Annotated in this window: 1 protein-coding gene and 1 pseudogene; both read left to right on the top strand. The window is 75.7% G+C overall.

Annotated features, from left to right (window positions below; translation table 11 throughout):
- Positions 1-145: 145 nt before the first annotated feature.
- Positions 146-784, top strand: a pseudogene (locus H5J33_RS34720) (inositol monophosphatase family protein); the annotation flags it as partial.
- A gap of 13 nt (positions 785-797) precedes the next feature.
- Positions 798-1566: acyl-CoA dehydrogenase family protein (locus H5J33_RS34715; protein WP_181798635.1), on the top strand; the 769-nt coding region annotated here is incomplete at its 3' end.

Below are 1566 nucleotides of genomic sequence, written 5' to 3'. Positions count from 1 at the left end.
CTGGCCGTACCCCGGCCCGGCGCCGTGCCCAGGCCTCTCGGTGCCGTACCGAGGCGCCTCGCGAGCCCCCGCTGTTCACGCCGATTCCACCCCTCGGGCACCCGCGGGCCGAGGACTGTCAGTGGGGCGTGGTCTGATGGGAGGCATGATCGAAGACACGGAAACCATCGAGGAGTTTCTCGCCCGCCGCTCGGCCGACGTGGAGGAGGCGGTCCGCAAGGCCGCCGCGGCCGAGATCCTGCCCCGCTTCCGCCGCCTCGCCGCGCACGAGGTGGACCAGAAGAGCGGCCCGCACGACCTGGTGACGGACGCCGACCGGCTCGCCGAGCTGCGGCTCACCGAGGACCTCGGCGCGCTGCTGCCCGGCTCCGTGGTGGTCGGCGAGGAGGCCGTGCACGCCGACCCGGCGGTCTACGAGGCGCTCCAGGGCGACACCCCGGTCTGGATCGTCGACCCGGTCGACGGCACCCGTCAGTTCGTCCACGGCGACGACGGCTTCTGCACCCTGGTGGCCCTCGCCCACCGCGGCACCGTGATCGCCTCCTGGACCTACGCCGCCGCGCGCGACCGGTTCGCCACCGCGATCCGCGGCCGGGGCGCCTTCCTGGACGGCGAGCGGCTGTTCGCCGGCCCGCCCGAGCCCGGCCGGGACCTCGTCGTCGCCACCTCCCACCCGGACTACACCACCGACGAGCAGAAGCGCGCGCTGCGCTCCCTGTGGACCGACGGTCTCGCCCCGCGCGCGTGCGGCTCCGCGGGCCTGGAGTACCTCGCGGTCGGCCGGAAGAATCGTCCCCATGGACCTCACTCCGCATCCGCTCGTCGTCCGCGCCCGCCGCCTCGCCGCGGACCTGCTCGCCCCCGAGGCCGAGCGGGTCGACCAGGAGGGGCTGCCCCCGGGTCATATCGAGGCGGTGAAGCGGTCGGGCCTGCTCGGGGTGACTGCGCCGGCGGACCACGGGGGCTCGGGAGCGCCGCCCGCCGTGGCGCGGGAGGTCGCCGAGGTCCTGGCCGGGGCGTGCGGTGCGACCTGGTTCGTGCAGACCCAGCACCACACGCCGGTGCAGATCCTGGCACGCAGCGAACACCCGGTGCGGGAGAGGCTGTTGGGCCCGCTGTCCCGCGGGGAGCTGCTGTCCGGGGTGGCGTACGCGCATCTGCGGTCGTATCCGCGCCGCCCGGTACGGGTCCGGCCGGAGCGCGGCGGCTGGCGGTTCGACGGGACGGTGCCCTGGTACACCGGCTGGGGTCTGAACGACGTGATGCTGCTGGCCGGGGTCACCGACTCCGGTGAGGCGCTGTTCGCCTTCACCGAGGCCCGCGAGCAGCCGGGACTGCGGGCCTCGGAGCCGATGCGGCTGGCCGCGCTCACCGCCGCGCGCACGGTGTCCCTGGAGCTGGACGGGCTGTGGCTGCCCCCGGAGGCGGTGGCGCTGCGCGCACCGTACGAACGCTGGGCCGCCGGGGACCGGGTCAGGACGCTGCACACCAGCCCGGCGGTCTTCGGCGTGACGGAGGCCGCGCTCGCCCTGCTGGACACGGGCACGGCCGCTCCCCTCCGCGCCC

Source organism: Streptomyces sp. WELS2, assembly GCF_013870595.1.
Lineage (GTDB): Bacteria > Actinomycetota > Actinomycetes > Streptomycetales > Streptomycetaceae > Streptomyces.
The sequence above is the reverse complement of the archived record's forward strand: the minus strand, read 5'-3'. Positions and strand labels throughout refer to the sequence as shown.